This is a genomic window from Akkermansiaceae bacterium (assembly GCA_024233115.1).
Taxonomy (GTDB): Bacteria; Verrucomicrobiota; Verrucomicrobiia; order Verrucomicrobiales; family Akkermansiaceae; genus Oceaniferula.
In genome coordinates, this window is record JACKQB010000005.1 from 434,509 (window position 1) to 456,239 (window position 21,731).

Annotated in this window: 14 protein-coding genes and 1 tRNA gene; 9 read left to right on the top strand and 6 right to left on the bottom strand. The window is 57.5% G+C overall.

Translation table 11 applies throughout. From position 1 onward, the window contains the following. Positions 1 to 201: 201 nt before the first annotated feature. Positions 202 to 4,914: a 2-oxoacid:acceptor oxidoreductase family protein gene (locus tag H7A51_15530; GenBank protein MCP5537630.1), complete on the bottom strand. Its 4,713-nt coding sequence runs from the start codon at positions 4,912 to 4,914 to the stop codon at positions 202 to 204. Positions 4,915 to 5,072: 158 nt separating this feature from the next. Further along, entirely contained in the window at positions 5,073 to 8,396 is a 3,324-nt protein-coding gene (gene mfd, locus H7A51_15535) for a transcription-repair coupling factor (protein MCP5537631.1), read from the bottom strand. A 115-nt stretch (positions 8,397 to 8,511) separates the two neighbouring features. Between mfd and H7A51_15540 the strand changes: the two genes are divergently transcribed. Next, positions 8,512 to 9,582: an N-acetylmuramoyl-L-alanine amidase gene (locus H7A51_15540; GenBank protein MCP5537632.1), complete on the top strand. Its 1,071-nt coding sequence runs from the start codon at positions 8,512 to 8,514 to the stop codon at positions 9,580 to 9,582. A gap of 45 nt (positions 9,583 to 9,627) precedes the next feature. Beyond that, complete coding sequence (locus tag H7A51_15545) at positions 9,628 to 10,008, top strand: YkgJ family cysteine cluster protein (protein ID MCP5537633.1); 381 nt, start codon at positions 9,628 to 9,630, stop codon at positions 10,006 to 10,008. A 62-nt stretch (positions 10,009 to 10,070) separates the two neighbouring features. Here H7A51_15545 and H7A51_15550 read toward each other — a convergent pair whose 3' ends face one another. Further along, positions 10,071 to 11,165, bottom strand: a complete 1,095-nt coding sequence (locus H7A51_15550; protein MCP5537634.1) for a transposase — start codon at positions 11,163 to 11,165, stop codon at positions 10,071 to 10,073. Between the two features lie 415 nt (positions 11,166 to 11,580). On the opposite strand from H7A51_15550, the gene pabB reads away from it, so the two are divergent. Both pabB and H7A51_15560 read left to right on the top strand, forming a co-directional pair. Then, on the top strand, positions 11,581 to 12,789 hold the full coding sequence (pabB, locus tag H7A51_15555) for an aminodeoxychorismate synthase component I (GenBank protein ID MCP5537635.1): 1,209 nt from the start codon (positions 11,581 to 11,583) through the stop codon (positions 12,787 to 12,789). A 157-nt stretch (positions 12,790 to 12,946) separates the two neighbouring features. After that, a complete protein-coding gene (locus H7A51_15560; protein MCP5537636.1) occupies positions 12,947 to 13,177 on the top strand; it encodes a hypothetical protein in 231 nt (76 codons plus the stop codon). Positions 13,178 to 13,290: 113 nt separating this feature from the next. Here H7A51_15560 and H7A51_15565 read toward each other — a convergent pair whose 3' ends face one another. Next, positions 13,291 to 13,947 (bottom strand): superoxide dismutase, encoded by a 657-nt coding sequence (locus H7A51_15565; GenBank protein ID MCP5537637.1) that lies wholly within the window; start codon positions 13,945 to 13,947, stop codon positions 13,291 to 13,293. 126 nt (positions 13,948 to 14,073) lie between these two features. On the opposite strand from H7A51_15565, the gene rmuC reads away from it, so the two are divergent. Further along, positions 14,074 to 15,633 carry a DNA recombination protein RmuC gene (gene rmuC / locus H7A51_15570; GenBank protein MCP5537638.1) on the top strand — a complete coding sequence of 520 codons (1,560 nt, stop codon included), beginning with the start codon at positions 14,074 to 14,076 and terminating at the stop codon, positions 15,631 to 15,633. Between the two features lie 150 nt (positions 15,634 to 15,783). Next, positions 15,784 to 17,772 carry a right-handed parallel beta-helix repeat-containing protein gene (locus H7A51_15575; GenBank protein MCP5537639.1) on the top strand — a complete coding sequence of 663 codons (1,989 nt, stop codon included), beginning with the start codon at positions 15,784 to 15,786 and terminating at the stop codon, positions 17,770 to 17,772. Positions 17,773 to 17,839: 67 nt separating this feature from the next. Here H7A51_15575 and H7A51_15580 read toward each other — a convergent pair whose 3' ends face one another. Beyond that, positions 17,840 to 18,694, bottom strand: coding sequence for an endonuclease/exonuclease/phosphatase family protein (locus H7A51_15580; protein MCP5537640.1), 855 nt, complete (start codon positions 18,692 to 18,694; stop codon positions 17,840 to 17,842). Between the two features lie 486 nt (positions 18,695 to 19,180). Continuing rightward, positions 19,181 to 19,255 (bottom strand) — tRNA-Gly (locus H7A51_15585). Positions 19,256 to 19,400: 145 nt separating this feature from the next. Here H7A51_15585 and trpC point away from each other — a divergent pair. The 3 genes from trpC (at position 19,401) to H7A51_15600 (ending at position 21,731) form a co-directional block, all read left to right on the top strand. Beyond that, a complete protein-coding gene (gene trpC, locus H7A51_15590; protein MCP5537641.1) occupies positions 19,401 to 20,186 on the top strand; it encodes an indole-3-glycerol phosphate synthase TrpC in 786 nt (261 codons plus the stop codon). Positions 20,187 to 20,308: 122 nt separating this feature from the next. Beyond that, positions 20,309 to 20,911: a hypothetical protein gene (locus H7A51_15595; GenBank protein ID MCP5537642.1), complete on the top strand. Its 603-nt coding sequence runs from the start codon at positions 20,309 to 20,311 to the stop codon at positions 20,909 to 20,911. Further along, positions 20,904 to 21,731, top strand: a complete 828-nt coding sequence (locus H7A51_15600; protein ID MCP5537643.1) for a hypothetical protein — start codon at positions 20,904 to 20,906, stop codon at positions 21,729 to 21,731. Before H7A51_15595 ends, H7A51_15600 begins: the two co-directional genes overlap by 8 nt.

The window sequence follows — 21,731 nt, forward strand, 5'->3', positions numbered from 1 at the left end:
ACGAAGAGCTTGCCAGCGGTTGTTGTCTGGAAATTATTCTATACAGGGATGAATCAAGCTTGAAGTAAATTCATAGACTATCTGGTGATTATGGCAAGGTATAATGGAGCCCGGGCTGTCCGCTTGGAGGATTGCTGGGTGCCAAGGAAAACCGCCACGGAGCAGAACCCCGTGGCGGTGATAGAAAAACAGGGCGCGGCGTTATGCCTCGAGCACTGCGGCACCTTTAGTCAAAACATCGGCGCGGGTGATTTCACCGGCGGCGAGCTTCGCGAGGATGGCCTTTTGCGTCGCGTAGTCCGTGTTTTCAATACCGGCTCTCGATTGCATCAGGCGCCAGGCCTTGCGGCGTTCGACGCAGAAGAGGACCAGCTGACGGCTCAGTGAGTGGTATTTCACCGTGTCACCGAACTCTGTGCGGATGAAGACCCCGAAGTCGGGCACGTAGGCAGTTTCGTTTTTATCGGCAAAGAGGAAGTGCGCCACATCATTCTGAGTGATGAGCTGGAGCATGTTTTCCAGAGGGATCATCTCCTTGGCTTGCTCCTCCGTGACCACCTTGTGGTGTCTGCGGAAGCGGGCTTCCGTGGTGCACCAGTGGGCGGTGGTGAAGGCATAGCTGATCGATTTATCGGCCTTGGATGTGAACTGCTGCCAGTCGCGGTTGGTGTTCGGGTTGCCTTTGATGTCATAACACTCCTGGACGAACTCGCCGAGGGAGGAGTTGAAAACAAACTCAGGCATGGCGCGGCTGTCGCGCGCGAGCTTGGCCTGGTGGGCGGATGCATCGTCGCCGACACCGTGTTCGGGCTGGCAGGTGGTGTAGCACTGGTAGAACGCGGCACCCCGGTATTCGAGCCCCTCGAGGATCGTCTGATAGAGTTTGGCCGCGTTGGTGATCGAGATCTGGGCGACGTATGGCGAGCCGTGACCTGTGGTCAGGATATCGGCGACGGACTTCCTCTCGGTCATCTTACCCTGGGTGCTTTCACCAAACTGGTTCATGTCATAACCGCCCGGCATGAATGACGAGTCGGAGTTCTGACCGCCGGTGTTCGAGTAGACCTGGGTGTCAAGCATGAGGAACTTGACGTTCGGGCGGCCTTGAAGGACTGCCTTGGAGAGGTTCTGGAAACCGATGTCACCCAGGGCACCGTCACCGCCGATACACCAGACCTTGGGAAGCTCCTTGAGCTCCTGCGGCGTCATCTGGGCATCACTGAGGTGGGTGATCGAGAAGTACTTGGCATCATCCATCACCTTGGCGTTCTTGTCTTCTAACAATCCTAGCAAGGCCGAGGAAATACGCTCGGGGGCAACCGAACGGCGGCTGTGGCGCAGGATCAGGGACTCACCCATCAACCAGGAAATGGTGGCCCCGTCCTGGAACAGGGAGTTCATCCACGGGTAGGGGTGGGGGTTGGATGGTGGGGTGGACCCGTAAACGGTGTTACAACCGGTGTTGGCACCCATCATCATGGTGGCCATACCGTTGGCGAGGCGACCATCCACCGCTTGCAGCGACTTGTGGTTGTAGGCGTCCACACGCATGACCGACACCAGGGCGGTGAGGATGTCCTCGTCTGAGATGAGGCCGTTTTCCTTCAGTCGGGCATCGGTATCGGCGGCGTTTTCCCCACCGAGACCCATGATGACATGGGCGACGGAACGTCTGAAGAGTTCGTATTCCTCCTCGGAGCGTGCTTTCAGCTGGGCAAGGAGTTCGCTGCCCCGGGTTTCGATGAGATCGGCCTTTTTCAGCAGACGTGCAGCCTTTTTATGGTACATCGGGCGCATGTACGCCTCTGTCACGGAGGCGATGGCGCGGAGGATGGTTTTCTCACCGCAGCCGGCGCAAGCACCGTCTCCTGAGACCAGCGCCTCGTAGTTGCGACGGACCATCAGGTGGTTCCTGAGGGCGGCAGGCCGCGAGTCCTCCGGGTTTTCATCGTCGTAGAGACCGAGGTATTTTCCTGGAGTATCGGGAAGCATCCGGGAGAACAGCTGGGCAGATGACAGGGTCTTGTTGAGTTCGGCGGTGTCAGGCACCATTTCCAGGGCACCGTGTCCACATTGCTCGACGCACTCGCCACAGCCTTTGCAGAGGTCGGCCACAAAGATGGAGAAGACACCACCGTCACCGGTTTTACTTTCTTTCGCCCGGAAGATGGCGGCGGTCTTGTTGTAGGCGACCGGGACAACGTCGAGGATGGCGAACAGCTCGTCCTTGGCCTGCTGGGAAACGGCACCGTTCAGAGCGGTGACCTCGTCCTTGATGATGTCTTTGAAGGGGGTCGATTCCTTGGCTTCGACGACTTCCATCATACGCTTGCGGGCGTTTTCCTCCACCTTGGGGAGCTCGGCTAACAGAGCTGCGCGTTGCTCGGGATCTGAAACGTAGGCGCGGGTGGCCGTGCGCAGGAGGGTGCCGATTTCCTGGGCGGTGTTAGGTAATGCGGTATCCGGGCAGGCGGTGATGCAGTCCATGCACTGGGTGCAGTTCTCCGGGATAAACAGGGGGGTCATCCGGCGGGCGACATACTTACTGGTGGTGGCGCCGGTCGCAGCCGACATGACACCGACACTGGCCAGGGCGCTGGCTGGCTGGTGGTAGCCTTTGCCGGAGCGGAATTCACTGTCAAATTTTTCCTGGGTCTTGACCGGTGAGCGGAGCACCTGGTCATCGGGCCGGGGGATGTAACACTCCATGCCGGCGCACTGGATCGTCGGTAACACGGGTTTTTCCGAGTTGACCGGAGCCAGCGGTGGGAGGCGCAGCGACGAGGTGTCGATGGCATCCAGCTCACCGTATTTGATTTCCTGGACCCGGGCCGCCCCTTCGGTCATCACGGTCATGTTGCTTTCAACGACGTTGGCACCGAACCGGCTGAATTTCTTCTCGTATTGCTTGCGGACGGTCTTGCGGAAGGTTTCCTCCGTGATGTTGTTATCGCTCAGGAACGGGGACACCTTGAAGAAGGCACCGAGGAAGGAGTTTCCCTGCATCCGCATCTGGAGCTCGGGACGCGATGTGGCGGCGCGGGCGATTTCAAATCCAGGCAGGATGAAGATGCGGATCTTGTTGTCGCGGATGAATTGACGGTATTCTGTCGGGATCGATTCCCAGGCCGTTTCCGGGTCCATCGAGGATTCCCAGACCAGGCAGCCGCCGGGGTTGATACCGGCGAGCGGGTTGGAATGGGTGAATGCCTTTGGATCGCAGCAAAGCACCACATCGACGTGGTTGAGCTCGCAGTTGACGCGGACGCGGTTAGGCGCGACAACCAGGAAGTAGTTAGTGGGAGCACCTTTTTTCTCAGAGCCGTATTTCGGGTTGGCGGCGATGTGGAGTTTGGGTACGAGCCGCCCTGTGACCGGATCATACTCGGGGTTGCGTTCGGAGATGAGGTCACCAAACTCGCCGAGGATGTTACCGAGGTTTTTACCCGTGGTGATCATCCCCCAGCCACCGATAGAGTGGAAACGGACGGCGATGGATTTTTCAGGAAGTAACGAGGGTGTTTCGTCGGCAATGACGGCGTATTTGTGGTCGACGCCCAGGGTGAAGAAGGTGCTGCCGTCCTCGGCTTTTTTACCGTCTTGGCGGGCGATCTGGTTTTGCGAGAATTCGAAGGCGCCGATGATATGCTCAGGGCGGAAATCGCGTGAGCCGAGGCCGTAGACACCACGGAAAAGGCGGGGTGTTTCCTCGGGTGAAAGTGCCGGGATGTTGCCGGCCCACTGGCGGGCATCGCGTGATTTGCCTATCGCGGCACGGATGTCGCGGGTGAGGGGGTTGTCGCCCGACAATCCTTCGTCGGTGCGCTCAAGGACAATGAGTGTTTTTTTGCCGCGGATGGCTTCGATGAGGGTCGATTCTGGGAACGGGCGCAGGACGTTGAAGTGGATGGAGCCGACTTTTTCCCCGCGTGTTTCCCGGAGGTAGTCGCAGACCGCTTCAATGTTTTCTGCGGCGCAGCCGATGCTGATAAAGACGGTGTCGGCATCGTCGGTGCGGTATTCGGAGAGCAGTCCATACTCGCGGCCTGTGAGCTCGGCAAATTCCTTGTAGGCGTCTTGCAGCATACCGAGGATAGGCTCGTTGAAGTGGTTGCGCCGACCCACCACGCCGTTCATGTAGTGTTCCTGGTTTTGGACCGGGCCTACCAGAACCGGGCTGCAGATGTCCATCATTTTGGGCACACGGCGGCGGCGTGGTCCGAAGAGCTCTTTCTGGGCATCCGTCGGGCAGTCGATCATGTCGTCGGGCGCACCGAGGAACTCACGAAGCAGGCCGGCTTCCGGCCGACGGAACACGCGCTCGGCATGGGTAGTCAGCATACCGTCCTGGATGTTCATACCGGGGTTCAGCGACAGTTCGCAGACCTTGCGCAGGATGATCGCCTGGTCGGCTGCCTGCTGGGCGTCTTTTCCAGTCAGCATGATCCAGCCGGTGTCGAGCGCGGAGTATATGTCATCGTGTCCGCAGTGCACGTTGAGCGCGTGTTTGGTCAGGGCGCGGGCACCGACTTCGAGGACCATGGTGGAGAGTTTTCCGGGAGCATGGTAATATTGCTCCATGGCATAGGCAATGCCCTGTCCCGAGGTGAAGTTGACTGCACGCCGACCGGTGATGGCAAAGGCTGTCGCGCCACCCTGGGCAGCGTGCTCGCCTTCGGTTTCGACAGCGATTTTTTGTTGGCCAAAGACATTCAGCTCACCTTGGGCCCATGATTGCTGGTAGAGTTCGCCGCCCTCGGTGGACGGGGTGATGGGGTAGAAAATGCCGCCGTCGGTGATACGCGCCTCGACGTGGGTTGCTACCAGGGTGTTGCCGTTGCAGGTGATCGGTTCACCGGGGTATTTGGGTGATTTCGATGTCGACGGAGTCTTTGTGTTGTTAGGATTGCTCATATTGGTTCTAGTTTAAAAATGATGAGGCTTGGGCCAAATGTAGGTTGATAACCTAGGGCTAACTAGACATCGTGTCTAGGCAGATGCTACTAAAACCTGTCCAAATTTGCTCATAAAACTGTGCGTATTATGCTGTGTTGTGGGTAAAGTCGGCGGATTCAGATCGATTTGAGCATCTGCAGGGCCTGCTGAAGCTTCTTGAGGGGCTCCACCTCGGTGAGGCGGGGAAAACGTTTCCCTTTCAGGAAAATATACTCCCCGTTTCGTGTGAGCATAAGCCGTTGTTCCCGGATTTCAACCGTGCTGATGCTGGCCTGCGCCGCCGCGAGCTTGACTTCGGTGGTCAGCAGGAGGTGTCGGGCCGGCGCCGGCGCCTGGCCGAAGCGATCCTGCCAGCGGGCGCGGAGGGCATTGAGCTCTTTAAAGGAAATGAGCTCGGCGAGTTCTTTGTAGGCGGAAATCCGGAGTCGCGCCTCGGGCATGTAGTTGGCGGGAAGATAGGCAGGCAGGTTGCCTAGGTTGCCTATACAGGCTTGCACTCCCTGGCGGTCGTCCGCTGGTCCTTGATCTCGTTGGACTGATTCAGCTTCGTTGAAATAGAGGAAGTCGGTGCGCAGGGTGACATCGACGCGTTGGCTGGCTTTGCCGCTGCGGAGCCGGTCGATCGATTGGCGTAGCAGCTGGCAGTAGAGATCGAAACCCACTGCGGCGATGTGGCCCGACTGCTTGGTGCCTAAGAGGTTTCCGGCTCCCCTGATTTCCAGGTCGCGCATCGCTATTTTAAACCCCGACCCGAGTGCCGTGTATTGCTGGATTGCATTGATGCGTTTGCGTGCGTCGCCGTTGATCAGGTCGCGGGGAAGGAGTAAAATGGCATAAGCCTGCCCTCCGGCGCGCCCGACCCGACCACGGAGCTGATAGAGGTCAGCGAGGCCGAAGCGGTCGGCGCGATCGATGATGATGGTGTTGGCGTTCGGGATATCAATGCCACTTTCAATGATGGTGGTAGCGAGCAGGATATCGGCTTTCCCCTGCACAAAGGTGCGCATGACCACCTCAAGTTCATCCTTTTCCATCTGGCCGTGGCCGACGACACAGCTCGCCTCGGGCACGAGTTTTTTGAGCATCGACTGCACCAGGTCGATGCTCTGCACCCGGTTATGGAGGAAAAACACCTGCCCCCCCCGCTTGAGCTCCCGACGGATCGCATCGCGGATCACCCGCTCATCGTAGCCGTGGATGGACGTGTTGATGGGCACCTTGCCGGGTAGCGGCGTATCAATGGTCGACATGTCACGCGCACCCATCAACGAGAGATAGAGTGTGCGTGGGATGGGTGTTGCGGAAAGTGTTAGGACGTCGATGTTGCGGAACATTTCCTTGAAACGCTCCTTGTGTTTCACTCCGAATCGTTGCTCTTCATCGACGATGGCGACCCCAAGGTCCTTGTAGTGGACATCCTTCGAAATCAGCCGGTGGGTGCCGATGACGATATCCACGGAGCCATTCTTCAGCCCCTTGAGCGTCTCCTTCACCTCACTCGCCTTGCGGAAACGGTTGAGTAGTTCGATACGCAACGGGTAGTCGGACATACGCTCGCGGAAGGTGCGCCAATGCTGTTCTGCTAGAACGGTAGTGGGGACGAGAACGGCCGCTTGTTTGCCGCCTGTGACGGCTTTGAACGCCGCCCGGATCGCTACCTCGGTCTTGCCAAACCCGACGTCGCCGCAGATCAGGCGATCCATCGGTTTGGTTGATTCCATGTCTTCCTTCACATCCTCGATCGCATCGCGTTGACCGGGTGTCAGGTTGTAGTGGAACGAATTTTCAAACTCCCACATCCAGCGGCTGTCGGGCGGGTGTGAGTAGCCCGCCATCGTCTGGCGCTCCGCCTGCATCTGGAGCAGCTTGGCCGCATAATCGAGAATCGACTTTTCCGCTGAACTCCGCGCCTTGCTCCACGAGGTGCTGCCGAGGCGTGTGAGATCGGGTTCTTTTCCGCCGAGGCCGATGTATTTGGAAAGTAAATGGGAGTGGTCTAACGGCACGCTGAGAATGGCGCCATCGCGATACCCGATATGAATTTCCTCATGCCCCTCGTCATCAACCTCGATCCCCTCGAACCTGCCAATCCCATACTCCGCGTGCACCACCAGGTCACCGTCGTTGATGTCCTCGAGCGCTGTCTGCGCGCGCGCGCGCCGCTGATGATCCAAGCGGTTGGTTTTCCTCCGGGTCTGCGGCGTCTGGTATCTACCAAAAAGTTCAGCCGAGGAAATAAAGGCCAGTTTGCCGGCCGGGACGGTAAAGCCCTGGACCAGTTCACCCGACAATGGGGTAACGCTGCCCTCCGTAAAAAAACCATCGCCCACGAGCTCATCGAAGCGTTCTTTTTCGCCTTTGTTGGAAAAGGTCAGAAACACCGACCACGCATCCGCCCGCCACTCGGCGATCTGTTGGAAAAACCGGTGTCTTCTGGCTTCGTTGAGAATGAAGTCCCCGGCCTCGAATGTCCCTAACGGACTTCCCGTGCAGAGCGGCTCTTGATCAACATCACCTAGCTCGCTGATGAGCCCGTCGACGTCGGCCGGGATCTCATCACCGGCGGCTAACAAGCGGTCGTGCGGTTGGATGTAGTCCGCTACCGTCGCCGACTGCTCAGCCTCCGCCAGTGTGAGTTCGGCTTGTTTCACCCGGCGTGTGGACACTTGGGAGTCGATGTCAAATTCACGTAACGACTCGATCTCGGTATCAAAAAACTCCATCCTCAATGGCGACGAGGCATGCCAGGAAAAAACATCCATGATCCCGCCGCGACGGGCCAGCTGTCCGTGTGCGTGCACCTGGGTGACCCGTTCATAGCTGTGGGCGATGAGCCGTTTTTCCAACTCCTCCGGGTCGAGGTCGTCGCCGATGGTGAGCCTGAGCGCGGAGTCCCGCAGGCTCTCGGGCGATGGAGTGGCGTCTGTGAGCGAATCGGGCGACAGGATGACGACCTGTGGTTTGTTCCCCGGGGCGTGGGAGCACAGTGTGTTCATCACCGAGAGGCGTTCGGCAATGGTTTCCGGCGCAGCCATCACCTCGTCGTCCTTGGAGTCAGGCAGGTCCGGAAGCACGAGCGGCCTGACTTGCCACAGGTCCAGCTCCGCCGCAATCCGGTCCCTGACCCGGGGGTTCGGGTGTGTCAGCCAGAGTCGGCCACCTTGGTGGCTCTCTTGAAGGGTGTGGGCGGCTAGAGCCGTGACAAAGGCACAGGCCGATTCGTCCACCGGCTCAAACCTTGCCGGTCCGGTTGCCGTGCGTCTAGGTTTTTGACCACGGACAAGCGACTCCAGCCGTTGTTTGAACGGTGGAGTGGCTCTTGAGCCGGTGATACCTGGGACCGGGATCGATCCGGGGGGGGTGACCGGAGGCTGGTTGGGGGGCGTTTTGGACACCGGGAGAGTTGTATACTTGGACTGCGGGACAAGCGCAAGCAGCATGATGCTGGACGGATGCCATGCGTAAAGAAGGTGCGAACTTCCTGATAGTTAAGAAAATGAAAATAAATAAAATGATCCCTTTCGTTTCGCGCGGATTTGAGGTAATAATCGACCCATGAAATGGGGTATCATCATCGGATCGCAGTGTTTGACGCTGTTAGGGGTATTTGTTGTGCTGTCGTCGTGTTCAACGATGGATGCGGTAAAACATCGGTTTGACCGTTCATCAGCGGGGTCGTCGTATGGTGCGACCGCGTCGTCTGGCAACGGCTATCGCCTTGTTCCCGGCACTCCTACCAAAAGCCCCGCCGCCCTCTACCGCGAGGTGAATGTCAAACAGGACATCATCCCGCGCGGCACCCACGCGCGTAAATACCGCAGGCCGATGTCCCCTAAATACATCACCATCCACAGCACCCAGAACTACTCCCGCAGTGCCGACGCCCTGCGTCACTCGATGGCCTTGAAAAACGGCAAACTCCGCGCCTACAAACGCAAGGGCGGCAATCGCATCGGTTACCTCGTTTGGCACTACACCACCGACCAGACCCGCGCCGTCCAGCACCTCCCGACCGATGAGCAGGGAGAGCACGCCGATTTCGATGGTCCGGGCAACCGTTACTCGATCGGGATTGAGATGTGCGAAAACAAAGGCAACAGCCGGACGGCCACCATCGAGCGCACGGCCAAGCTAACAGCATGCCTGATGCACAAGTATGACATCCCGCTCCGCAAAGTGGTCCCCCATTACCACTGGCCACGCCGCGGACTCAGCCAACCTCATAAAAACTGCCCGCACTACCTGCTCGACAATGGTCATCCGGGAGCCAAGTGGCAATGGTTCCTCGCCAAGGTCAATACCCATTACAAATCCATCAGTGGTGGCCCGCCGACACGTGTGCCGATGCCTGTGGCACCCACCCGGCCATCCAGCAGCTATGGAACTCCTGTTGCAACGGCTTCCCGCCCGGTTGCGGTTGCCTCTGCTCCACGCCCGGTGGCAACGCCATCGCGTCCGGTTAAGAAGCCCGCTCCCCGGCCCGTCACACGCTACCACACCGTTAAGAGAGGTGATACCCTCTACAGCCTGTCGCGCCGGTACCATACCTCCGTCAGTGCCATCCAGCGTTCCAATGGGATGAGAAGCACCACCATTGGCATCGGCCAGAGGCTCCGGCTGCCCTGATTTTTTTTCCTAACAGGAGACACATCCCGATTCCGGCCCTCCGACATGTCCGACGTATGGTATCAATGCGACCGCTGCACCGCCTGCTGCAAGTGGCCAGGTGATGTGCGTGTCGAGGATGACGAGATCGAAAAAATAGCCGCGTTTCTCGGCATGGAGACCCAGGCGTTTATTGATGAATTTACCCGTCTCCGTACCAACCGCTCGGGCCTCTCCCTGATTGAAAAGGAAAACCACGAGTGTAGCATGCTCGACGGCACCTCCTGCCGGATCAACCCGGTCAAACCCGAGCAATGCCGCGGTTTTCCTAACAAATGGAACTTCCCTGGTTGGCAACAAGTCTGTCAGGCCAAAGCCATCCCCATGCAAAAGGCCAGGGAAATGGGTTTGGTGGACGGCATGAACGCTTGTTCCCAGCAGCACTAGCACTAGGCGCACGTTGGAATGATGCCGATTTTGTTACGCGATCGTTTGTTGAGCCCTTACGCTCAGCCCAGGGCATCCTTGCGCAGGCTTCTCATCGAATAGAGCCGCGTTTCCTTTTTCCGCCATCCGACGCCCCGTATCGGCCGGGCTCCGTCCTTGCGGGTTCCGCTGAACCACTCCCTCGCCTGGGCAAAGGCTTCGTTGACAAAGCTTTTACTCCCGAAGGTCACGCCGTCGCTCAGATGCCGGACCTTGCAGCGCAGCGTCTCGCCCAGCGTCAGCTTGCCGCCCCCGGCCAACACGCGTTCCACCTGTTTGCGTTTAAACCCCTTGCGCACCCGCTTGTGCCCGGTGCCTGTTTCCCTCTGATCGGTAAACACCTCCTCACCATCGGAGAACAGCATCACGCGATACATCCCAGCCACTTCGCCATGCCAATCAGGAAGCCCCACCCCGGTGTCGTCGCGCTGCTGCTGGGACGCCGTGTGTTTTTGCATCACCCGGCACAATCCGGCGCGCGCCTTGCCGTTGTTTTCCGACCCGACGGCCTCGCCGTAGGAACACCACTTGTAGTCCCCGGGTTCCTCCACCATGCCGGCCCTGACCGGGTTCAGATCGATGTAGGCCGCCATCACCCGGGCGGCATACCCGCTCTCCACCAGCACACTCTTGAACCGCCCCTCCCACAAGGTTCCCCTGCGTCCGTGATGGCCGTTGAACCACTGGGTGAAGCGTTGTTTCAGCCCCTTCATAAAGAAGGATAGATCGTGCATCCGGCGTGTGTATTTCTCCTTGAGCTCCTCGGCGGCCTTGTCCGAGCCCCCTTCGCGGAGGAGCTCCAGCATCTGCCTCACATCCAGGTAATACGCCCTTGAGTAGAGCTTTTTTATTTTCACAAGGAACAGCTCGTCGGACATCGAAACAGCGGCATCCCTCACCTTCGGAGGGACCTCGACAAGGACATGGAAATGGTTGCCCATCACGCAATAGGCAAGCACCTGAACCCCGCAGAACTCCTCGTATGCACGCATCATTTTTACAAACACCTCCTTTTCCCTGGGGCCGAACTTGAAGTCCCGGTCCACGACGCGGGAAACGCAGTGGTAAAGGCAGGGGGAGGTCTCGGCCGACGGCGGAATGAAGCGTTTCTGTCTCATGGCGAAGAGATATTGGCAAACAACAGGGTTAAGTCAACTTTTCTTTATATGGGGACAGGTCTTATTTGTAGGTTTTGAGCGGTGCTTGTAACGAAGCCCTGCGATCGGCGTTGTGGGTTCCGTGTTTGACCCAGTCAGTCTCGGGGGCCCGATGCTGCATCCTGATTGATGCCGTCCCGGATGGGTGCTTTATCACGTCTTGTTTTCAAATCACAGATGCTGGGTGTTTTGATGAGCTTGGGCATGGCGGCTGGGGTTTGGGCCAGAGAGAAGCCCGGAGCATGACGATCGGGCTTGCTCTTGGAGGGGTTTGCCCTTTCATTCGGGTGTGGATCATTCACCCGGTCAAGCAGGCAGCGATGCGGCATCTTTCCCGGTGCCTGCACCCCGGCCCTTGGCATTGGCGCTGTCGCCTATGGAGGTGGCGTCGGGTTTACAGCATCTTCCGGGTTTGGTGTTTTTTGATACCTCGGGAAACATCCCGTCGCGCGGTCATGCACCGGTATCGATCATTGCGGCTCGTCCGGTAAAAATCCTCCAGGGCCAGATCCATGATCGTGGTGATGTGGACCGCTTGCGTGAAGCCCTGGGCGAGTGGGACGTGCACTCGCGTTCTCTTGGTTTTCCTGCGGGGGGTGCCTGTGGCTGGGTCGATTACGAAGGCACGTATTGTTTTGGAATATATCCGGAGATGTTGGTTTATCAGCACGATCGACAGCAGTGGTGGCAGTGTGGAGGACTGGCGGATGAGATTTCACCTGAGCCAGGCACTGGGGGGCTTCTTCAAATCGGCCCATTCGAGTCGTCGATGACCCAGCCCGAATATGAAGCCGGGGTGCGCAGGATTCACGATTACATCGCCGCCGGAGATATCTATCAGGTCAACCTGACCCAACGGTTCGCGGCTGAAGTATCGGGAGGTTCCCTTTTTTCCCTCTACCGTCATTTGCGGGAGGGTGCGCCAGCGCCGCTTGCGGCCTGGATGCGGCTTGAGGGGCGTGAAGTGCTGTCGTCCTCGCCGGAGACATTTCTGCGGATCAGTGGCAGGGCGATTGAAACCCGGCCGATCAAGGGCACGCGCCCTCGTTTTGAGGATGGGGAAAGGGACCGGGCGTCGGCGCATGAGTTACTGACATCGGAAAAGGAGAATGCCGAGCTGATCATGATCACGGACCTGGAACGCAACGACCTGGGCCAGGTCTGCGAGTTTGGCAGTGTCCGGGTGGCGGATATGCTTACCCTGGAAAAACTCGAGCATGTGTATCATCTGGTATCGACGGTTACAGGGACCTTGCGCGAGGATGTGGATCACCTGGATGCCATGGCCGCGTGTTTTCCGGGTGGTAGTATCACGGGGGCACCCAAGAAGCGGGCGATGGAAATCATCGACGAGCTTGAGCCAGTGCCACGGGGTCTTTACACGGGAGCCATCGGCTACATCGGTTTTAATGGTGAAAGCCAGTTCAATATCCCCATCCGCACGCTGGTCAGGGATGGTGACAGCCTGCACTACCATGTTGGTGCCGGTATCGTTGCGGATTCCGATCCACCCGCCGAGTATCAGGAGACCCTGGATAAAGCCAAGGGCATCCGGCTCGCGATCGACCGCTTCCACGGGGCATAGCCCGACAGCAACGGGTGTGGTTTTTCCGGGGGGCTACTCAGCGTTGAAGGGGTGGAAACCACATCTCCGAGTCCCTGAGCCGGCGCCGGGGTGTCACTTGTGCATTGACGGATAGGTGCTACCACCTAGGGTGTGGAGGAACCACCTACTTTATCCTATGAAAGCCACTCGTATCATCGTCGTAGCATTTTGCCTTGGTCTCCTGTCGTCGTGCGGACTTGTCAACAGTCTGCTCAAAATCCCCGTTGGCCTCCTCCGGGCCGTAGGTCGGACTGCGGGAGTGAGCGGTCTAACTGATGACGCGCCACAGCCCGTGACGGAAGGCGAGCAGAAAACAACCGGGACGATTGAGGATGCCGCGCAAAAGCGTCAGGCGGCCTCCGAATAAGCATCATCATCCAGCGGGTATAAAAAAACGTGGCCCGACAGATCACCTGCCGAGCCACGCCTGGTTGATTATTTGATCCTGGAGTTAATCCTGGAGTGTAGTCGTCCAGGGGTCTAGCTGCATCCGCAACCACCGCAGCACTGGGTGCCGGAGAAGTTAACGGCGACCACGTCCCAGTTTACCACGTTCCAGAATGCACTGATGTAGTCGGGGCGGCGGTTCTGGTAGTTGAGGTAATAAGCGTGTTCCCAGACGTCGAGTCCGAGGATCGGCTTGCATGGGCAGGCGCCGGCGATCTCACCCATCAGCGGGTTGTCCTGGTTGGCGGTCGAGCACACACAGAGTGAGCCGTCACCTTGTACGCCGAGCCATGCCCAGCCGGAGCCGAAGCGTGTGGCGGCTGCCTTGGCAAATGCCTCCTTCATCGCGTCGAGTGAGCCGAAGCTGGCGTCGATGGCGGCAGCCAGGTCACCGGAAGGGGCGGATGCGCCACCGGGGGCGATCACCTTCCAGAAAAGGCTGTGGTTGAAGTGGCCGCCGCCGTGGTTACGGACAGGGGTCTGGATGTCGGCAGGAACCTTGTCGAGGTTCTGGATGAGGGCATCCACTGAAACGCCTTGAAGGTCGTCCTTGCCTTCGAGCGCGCCGTTGAGTCCGGCGACGTAGGCTGCGTGGTGTTTGCTGTGGTGGATTTCCATGGTGCGCGCATCAATGTGCGGCTCCAGGGCGTCGTAGGCGTATCCTAATTCGGGTAATTCGTGGGCCATAATTCTTTTTTGGGTTGTATGAGTTGTCATCCCGGTGACGTAGGACTATTGATATCCCACGGGCGGATGACCACGGCACTATGCCGCAGCTATCCGTCACCGCAAGTAAAACTCTGTGTCAGCATTCCCATGATGATTTCTCCCGAACAACTACCTTTTGTCACCGCCGCCGCCGGCTTCCTTGTCGGTGTCCTCATTGCATGGCTCGTTTTTTCCACAAAAAACAAGGCCAGGGCGGGCGTGGACGCCGAAAAACTGAAGGCTGAACAACAGCGCAGTCAGGAAACAGCCCGGAATTTCCAGGCCTTGCAGGCCCGCTACGAAACACTGCATAACAGCGAACGCGACCTGCGCCAGCGTCAGACCGAGCTCGAAGTCCGGCTCGAGGAGGAGAAAAAAGCCGCCGCCGAGAAGCAGGCACTGCTGGAAAAAGCCGAGCTGCGTCTGACCGACACCTTCAAGGTGCTGTCGGCCGAGGCCCTGAGGTCGACCCAGGGCCAGTTTCTCTCGATGGCCAAAAACAGCCTGAAAGCGCAACAGCAGGAGGCGACCAACGAGATGGAAAAACGCAAAGTCGCCGTCGAGCAGCTGGTCAAGCCGATCTCGCAGACACTCGAAAAAGTCCAGGTCCAGATTTCCGAAACCGAAAAACTCCGCGAAGGCGACAAGCAGGCACTGAGGCAGCAGATCGTCCATATCACCGAGGCCAACCTCGGACTGCAGAAGGAAACCCGGAAACTTGTCAAGGCGCTGCGCCAGCCGACCGGTCGCGGCCAGTGGGGGGAAATGCAACTGCGCCGCGTCGTGGAAATGGCCGGTATGCAGGAGCACTGCGACTTTGAAACCCAGACCACCACCACCACCGACGAGGGTAGACGTCTCCGGCCCGACCTCATCGTCAAACTCCCTGGTGGCCAGCAGGTGGTGGTTGATTCCAAGGCACCGATGGATGCCTACCTGGATGCCATCGAAACCGATGATGACACCGTCCGCGCCGCCGCCCTGGCCCGGCACGCCGCCCAGGTCCGCACCCACATCCAGCAGCTTGGCAGTAAAAAATACCAACAACAATTCGAGACCACCCCGGAGTTTGTGGTCCTGTTTCTCCCGAGTGAGTCGTTTTTCTCCGCCGCCCTCAATGAGGACTCGGGATTGATTGAAAAGGGGGTCAACCAGAACGTCATCCTCGCCACACCCACCACCCTGATAGCCCTGCTGCGTGCTGTGGCCTTCGGCTGGCGACAAGAGGCGTTGGCACAAAATGCCCGGGAAATCTCCGCCATCGGTAAAACCCTCTACGAGCGTCTCGGCGTCTTTGCCTCGCACCTGACCAAAGTGGGTAAAAACCTGGAAACCACCGTGAAGAACTACAACAGTGCGGTCGGCTCCTTCGAGCGTTCCGTGATCCCCGGCGCAAGAAAATTCCCCGAGCTTGGCGCGGCCTCGGAAGACTCCAAGCTCAACGACGTCAACCCCGCCGAGGCCGTCCCACGCCAGTTGAACGCCGATTTACCAACTCCTGTCGAGCAGCCGATCCCCAGCGGTGGGGAATTCGCCATCACCCCGAGCGAAGGTTTCACCGCCCCCGCTGATGAGGACTTCGGCTTCGAAGGCTTCACCGGGCCGGAGCCGGAAAACAAACCCGACCCCGGCTCCGCGGCCAACGACCTGCGTTCGGCCTTCGAGTAGGACAGCTTTGCAAGCAGTCGACAACCTATGCAAAAAGCCAAATGTGCTGGCCGCTCACCCCAGCCACTTCTTCTGCGCCGTTTGTGTGGGGCAAGGCCAGCTGGTGGAAATAGCTGTAAAAAACGAGTACCCGCACACGTAGCCACGGGTATGAAGATGAGGTATGTTGTTCCAGGTGTATTTTTATCCATATCCCTTGGCGCTGCATCACTGGATGCGGGTGATTTTAACCAGTGGATTGCGCAAGCCCGACAGCTCAAGGCCAAACCAGGCCAGGGGCCGGTGGTGGTCAACATCCCGCCTGGTCGCTACACACTGAGTGAACCTGTTTCACTGAGTCCCGACGACAGCGGCACGGCAGGGCGGCCCGTTGTTTTTAGAGTCACTGAGCCGGACAAGACGATGTTCAGCTCGGCCAAGGCGGTGCCCGCTATGAGGAAGGCTCCTGCGGGATACTGGACTTGTGAATTGCCCGAGGGTTTTCAACTCGACCAGCTTTTTGTCGATGGTGTCCGTGCAGAACCAGCCCGGTTTCCCAAGCAGGGATTTATTTCCATGCAGGGTGTGCAGCAGAAGGTGGAAGTGCAGGGGAAGAACAAACGTTTCGCGGATAAGGCAACGCAGACGATCCAGCTCGATGACCAGGCGGCCGGACAATTATCGGGTATCGATCTAACAAACGCCCGTATGTATGTGCTGCACAAGTGGGATTGCACCTTGCGTAATGGACTCGATTTTGACAGGGGTGAAAAATCCATCGTCACGCGTGGCGGGGGTATGAAGGACTGGAACAAGTGGGGAAAAGGGACACGCTTTTTCCTGCAGAATGTGGCGGGCGCGAAGCTGGAACCCGGGCACTGGATGCTGCACGGTCGCACCCTTCACTACGCGCCTCGACCAGGTGAGGTGCTCGGTAAAACGGAGCTGATGGCACCGCAGTTAGAAAAACTGCTGGTTATCAAGGGAGCGCAGGACAAGCCCGTGCAGCACATTCGCTTCGAGGGGTTCCGGTGGATGCATTCGACCCTGAACTTGCCCAACGGAATGCCTCCGAACCAAGCGGCAAGCAGCATCGATGCCGCAGTGATGGTGGATCACGCGAGTGAGATCCATTTTTCCAACTGTAGTATCTCACAAGTAGGTCGTTACGGTCTGTGGTTCCGGGAAAACTGCCAGCGGTGTAGCGTCAGGAAATGCCTGGTTGAAGACCTTGGTGCCGGAGGTGTTAGGATCGGGGAAATGCACCCCCGCAGCAGCACTCCAACGTCACACACCGTGGTCGATAACTGTATCATCCGCCGGGGTGGTCGATTGCTCCCCTGCGCGGTGGGGGTATGGATCGGCCAAAGCCCGGACAACCGGGTCACCCACAACGAAATCAACGATTTCTATTACACGGGCGTATCCGTCGGATGGACCTGGGGGTATGGCAAAAGCCTGGCAACCAATAACAAGATCCTCTTTAACCACATCCACGATATCGGTCACGGGTTGCTCAGTGACATGGGGGCGGTTTACTGCCTGGGGACCAGCCCCGGCACCGAGGTTTCCAACAACGTGGTGCACGGGATCGAAAGCTACAGCTACGGCGGCTGGGGGCTTTATACCGACGAGGGCAGCACCGGAATCAAAATGGAGAACAACCTCGTGTATAACACCAAGTGTGGTGGGTTTCACCAGCACTACGGCAAGGAAAACATCATCAGGAACAACATCTTTGCCGACGGCACCCTCTATCAGGTGCAGGCGACCCGACCCGAGTCGCACCTGTCATTTGAGTTCAGCCGCAACATCATTTCCTTTTATCAAGGGACACTCTACGCCGGGCAGTTTATGAAGATCAAAAACCGGATCAACCATAACCTGATCTGGTGTGCTGACCCGAAAAAAATCACTGATCCGAAAGGGCGTATGTTTGGTGGTGCCTCGTGGGCGACGTGGCGGAAAAGCGGCAGGGATACGGAAAGCGTGATTGGTGACCCGCAATTTGTCGATGCCACGCGCGGCGACTTCACCCCGCTGAACACTTCGCTACTCAAGAAGATCGGTTTCAAGCCATTTGACTTCAGGCAAGCAGGTGTAAAAAAGGATGACCCGGCGTGGGTTGAAATGGCGGCGGAAGGCAGGCCAGCTTTGTAAGCTGTCGGCAACCCAGGCACCCATCCTGCCGACAGCTTGAAAACTGTCCTACGTTGGAGCCCCGATATCACCTTGGAGGTTTGAAAGGACTCCGCATCGTCAACACGACCGGATGATGGTCGGATGCCGCGTGGCCACCGTCGTCGTCATTCGATTGCACTTCCACCTTGGCCTTCTTGATCAAGGTGGAGGTGAAAATGTGATCGATGCGCAGTCCGGGTACGAGTCCCGCTTTCCATGAACTGAAGGTGAGGAACTGTTTTTTGCCTGGGTCTGTCAGTATGCCCGACCTGAGGAGGGTTTGGATCGCGGGGTTTTCCGTGTTGGAGTTAAAGTCGCCCATCAGGATAAACGGCTCACTGGCGTGGGTGCGGGCACGGATTTTTTTGAGGATGAGTCCGGCGGCGTGCACACGCGAGTTCTGGCTGCGGTGGTCCCAGTGGGTGTTGTAGACGTAGACCGCCTTGCCGTTTTTTCCAATCAACCTGGCCCACGTGCAGATGCGCGGGATGCCGTTGCCCCAGGTCCGACTGCTAACAACCTCCGGAGTATCCGAAAGCCAAAACGTGCCTTGCTCGCTCGGATCAAGTTTCCATAATTTCGTATCATAGAAAATAGGGGAGTATTCACCGCGCGTTTTACCATCGTCGCGCCCGACTCCGACATAGGCGTGGCCCGGCAAAGCTTTGTCGACGTCGAGGAGCTGATTGTGCACCACTTCCTGCAGTCCGATGATGCTGGCTTTGCTGTTTGCCAGGTAGTCGGTGACCGCGCTCTTACGCTGTTGCCAGTCGCGCACGCCCATGTCCCCACGTGCATCGTAGCGGATATTGTAAGTCAGAATTTTGACATCAATGTCATCAGCACGAAGGTCCGGCTGGATCAGGCAAATATACACGAGTGCGAAAAACAAGCGGAGCATGTGTTGAATATGCCCCAAATTCAGGCCTGCAAAACAACAAAAAAGCCCGGATAACTAGTTGGAGTCATCCGGGCTTTAGGAAATTGGAGCGGGTGAAGAGATTGGCCTCGCCCACTCGGCCTGTGCCAGTTTGCGGGAATCCTCCTCCGGATTCCCGTTCTAAAAGAGCCGTGATCCACGGCACTGCGTTGTGCGCTCGAACTTCGTTCTCATCTCTTCACTTGTTGGTTTGTGGACACGAAAAAGCCCGGATCACTGTTGATGGTCATCCGGGCTTTAGGAAATTGGAGCGGGTGAAGAGATTGGCCTCGCCCACTCGGCCTGTGCCAGTTTGCGGGAATCCTCCTCCGGATTCCCGTTCTAAAAGAGCCGTGATCCACGGCACTGCGTTGTGCGCTCGAACTTCGTTCTCATCTCTTCACTTGTTGGTTTGTGGACACGAAAAAGCCCGGATCACTATTGATGGTCATCCGGGCTTTTAGAAATTGGAGCGGGTGAAGAGATTCGAACTCTCGACATCGACCTTGGCAAGGTCGCGCTCTACCACTGAGCTACACCCGCATTGAGTGTTGGGGCACTGACTGGTTGGTCGGTGCGGGGGCTTATTTACACTTAGATCGGCTAGTGACAAGCCAATTTTTGAAAAAAATGCGGATTCTGTAACTTGGTATTTGGAATTTGGAATTTGGAACTTAAAAGACTGCGCATGGACATTCTCAGCGAAATCATGGAGCACAAGCGTAGTGAGGTGGAAGCGATCCTTCCGCATCTTGAAAAATACCGCGCCGCCGCCCTTGAGAGAAACGACTTCGGTGGATTCCGGGCCGCGCTTGATCTAGGCCCGGACCGACTCAGTATCATCGCGGAGGTGAAACACGCATCCCCCTCGGCTGGGGTGATTGACCCCGATTTTGACCCACTTCGCCAGGCCGGCATGTACCTCGACGGGGGCGCCAGCTGTATGTCGGTGCTGACGGATCAGAAATACTTCCAAGGCTCGTTGGCGGACCTGACAAGGATTTCCCCCATTTCCAATATCCCGCTGCTTAGAAAAGACTTCATCCGTCACGAGATCCAGATTTACGAGGCGATCATTGCGGGCGCGGATGCTATTTTGCTCATTGTCGCCGCTCTCGACGATGAAACCCTGAAACGCCTCTATCGGGAGGCCCGCGATTTCCAGTTGGATGTCTTGGTGGAAGTCCATGATTTGGCGGAAATGGACAGGGCGCTCGACCTCGGGGCGGATCTGATCGGGATCAATAACAGGAGCTTGAAAACTTTTAAAACCGACCTCGCCACCACCGAACGGCTGGCTGATGAGGTGGGTGACGATGTTCTACTTGTCAGTGAATCGGGGATTAAAACGGCAGCCGACTGCTTACGCGTCCTCGAGGCCGGAGCCAACGCCATCCTGGTCGGTGAAACCCTGATGCGCGCCAACAATCCAGCCGAGACCATGCAGCAATGGCTGGATATCAGGTTAAAGTGATTTTCGCCTTTTTATGGTTCCGTCAGCTGGCGCAAACGTGTTAGCCTGTCGGCGTGGCTAGAAAATTTTCAGCGCTGGTTGCAGGCTTATTGTTGGGTTCTTGCTTGCCTGTGCATGCCGGGATGACGGTGATTACACTCACCGATGTGGCCGAGGCCCGGTTGCAGAGCGTTTCCTTTTTCTGCGTCGTTTACCTGTTGTTAGCATGGGGGGTGAAGTTGCTTTGGAACTATCTGGCAAAGTCGTTCGGGTGGATGCCACGGATTAATTACCGACGTGCGCTCGCGTTGATGCTGGTAAGTGGTTTGTTTCTCTACGTGATTCTCACCATGATCTCCGGTGCGCGGGAATTGCTGACGCCGGGAGCCTGGAAAAAACAAGGTATAGGCTATGAGTTAAGCTCAGGGGAAAAGCCGCCAAGCAAGGAGGTCCGCAAAGAAGCCATTCAAAAACTCAAAACCAAGCTCTGGGTATACGCGAGGGAACACGATGGAAAATTACCGCACGGGATTTTTGACAAGTCGTTTGACTCCTACCACTGGGCATTGCCAGAGGTGACGGGATACTATGCCTACATTCCAACACAAAAGCTAGGTGGTGGGCGGGACATCCTTGTTTATGAGCCGGGCGTGATGGGCAGAAAACGCTTTGTCATACTCACCGATGGCAGTGTGGAAGCATGGTCTGAAGATACGCTGAGGACAGCATTGGAACGCGATGAGTGAAGAAGCATCAACGGCAAATCAGCCAGCTAAGAAAAAAGCAGCCACGCAGGTCTCCCGACTTGCAGGGTGCCTTGTCATCGGTTTGGTCCTTCTTTTTTTTGGCGTGGTCGTTTTCGGGTCCACGATTTTAGTCGAAATTCCCTACCATCTCGCCGTTGGTTGGGTTTTCTTCCTGCTGTCGAATGTCAGGGCATTGGAACTCAACTGGGAGATGGCAGCCTGTGGGGTAGGCGCACTGCTGTTAGCTGTGTTTGGTTTCCACCGGTTTCTCATTTGGGTAAGAAAAGACAAACCGTGGAAGTGGTCGTGGACGGTCAGCATGACGGCCATGATGTTGATGCTCTTTGCCGCCTCCATCTCAATGACAGGAATCATCCATCAGCTCGGGTGGATGGCACGTGAACCTCTGACCCAAAGCAGCAACCGCGCGCTCCTCACTGTGAACGTGAGTAACGCGAAGCAGATTTTCTATTCACTCGTTGAGTATGAAGATGAGCACGGGCAGTTCCCGGACCACTTGCAAGCTCTCGTCATTGAGGGGCTTGTTTCAGCTGGGGCGATGGAAGAATTAAGTTTTCATCCAGAGCGAGAAAGGGCCACCGAGCCATGGATTTACCTCGGGGAAGGTAAGTCATTTTTCGATGGCAGTGAAAAGGAAGGATCTAACGAGTATCCCCTCATCATCTCCCCCAGACCGGTCAGGGGAAAGTGGGTCGTGCTGCGAATAGATGGAGCTGTGACGAGCTATCCCACTCAAAGTCTTATGAGGAAGTACCCATGGCTCGCCGAGCGTCTGCCGAATCTGTTCGCCGACCGATAA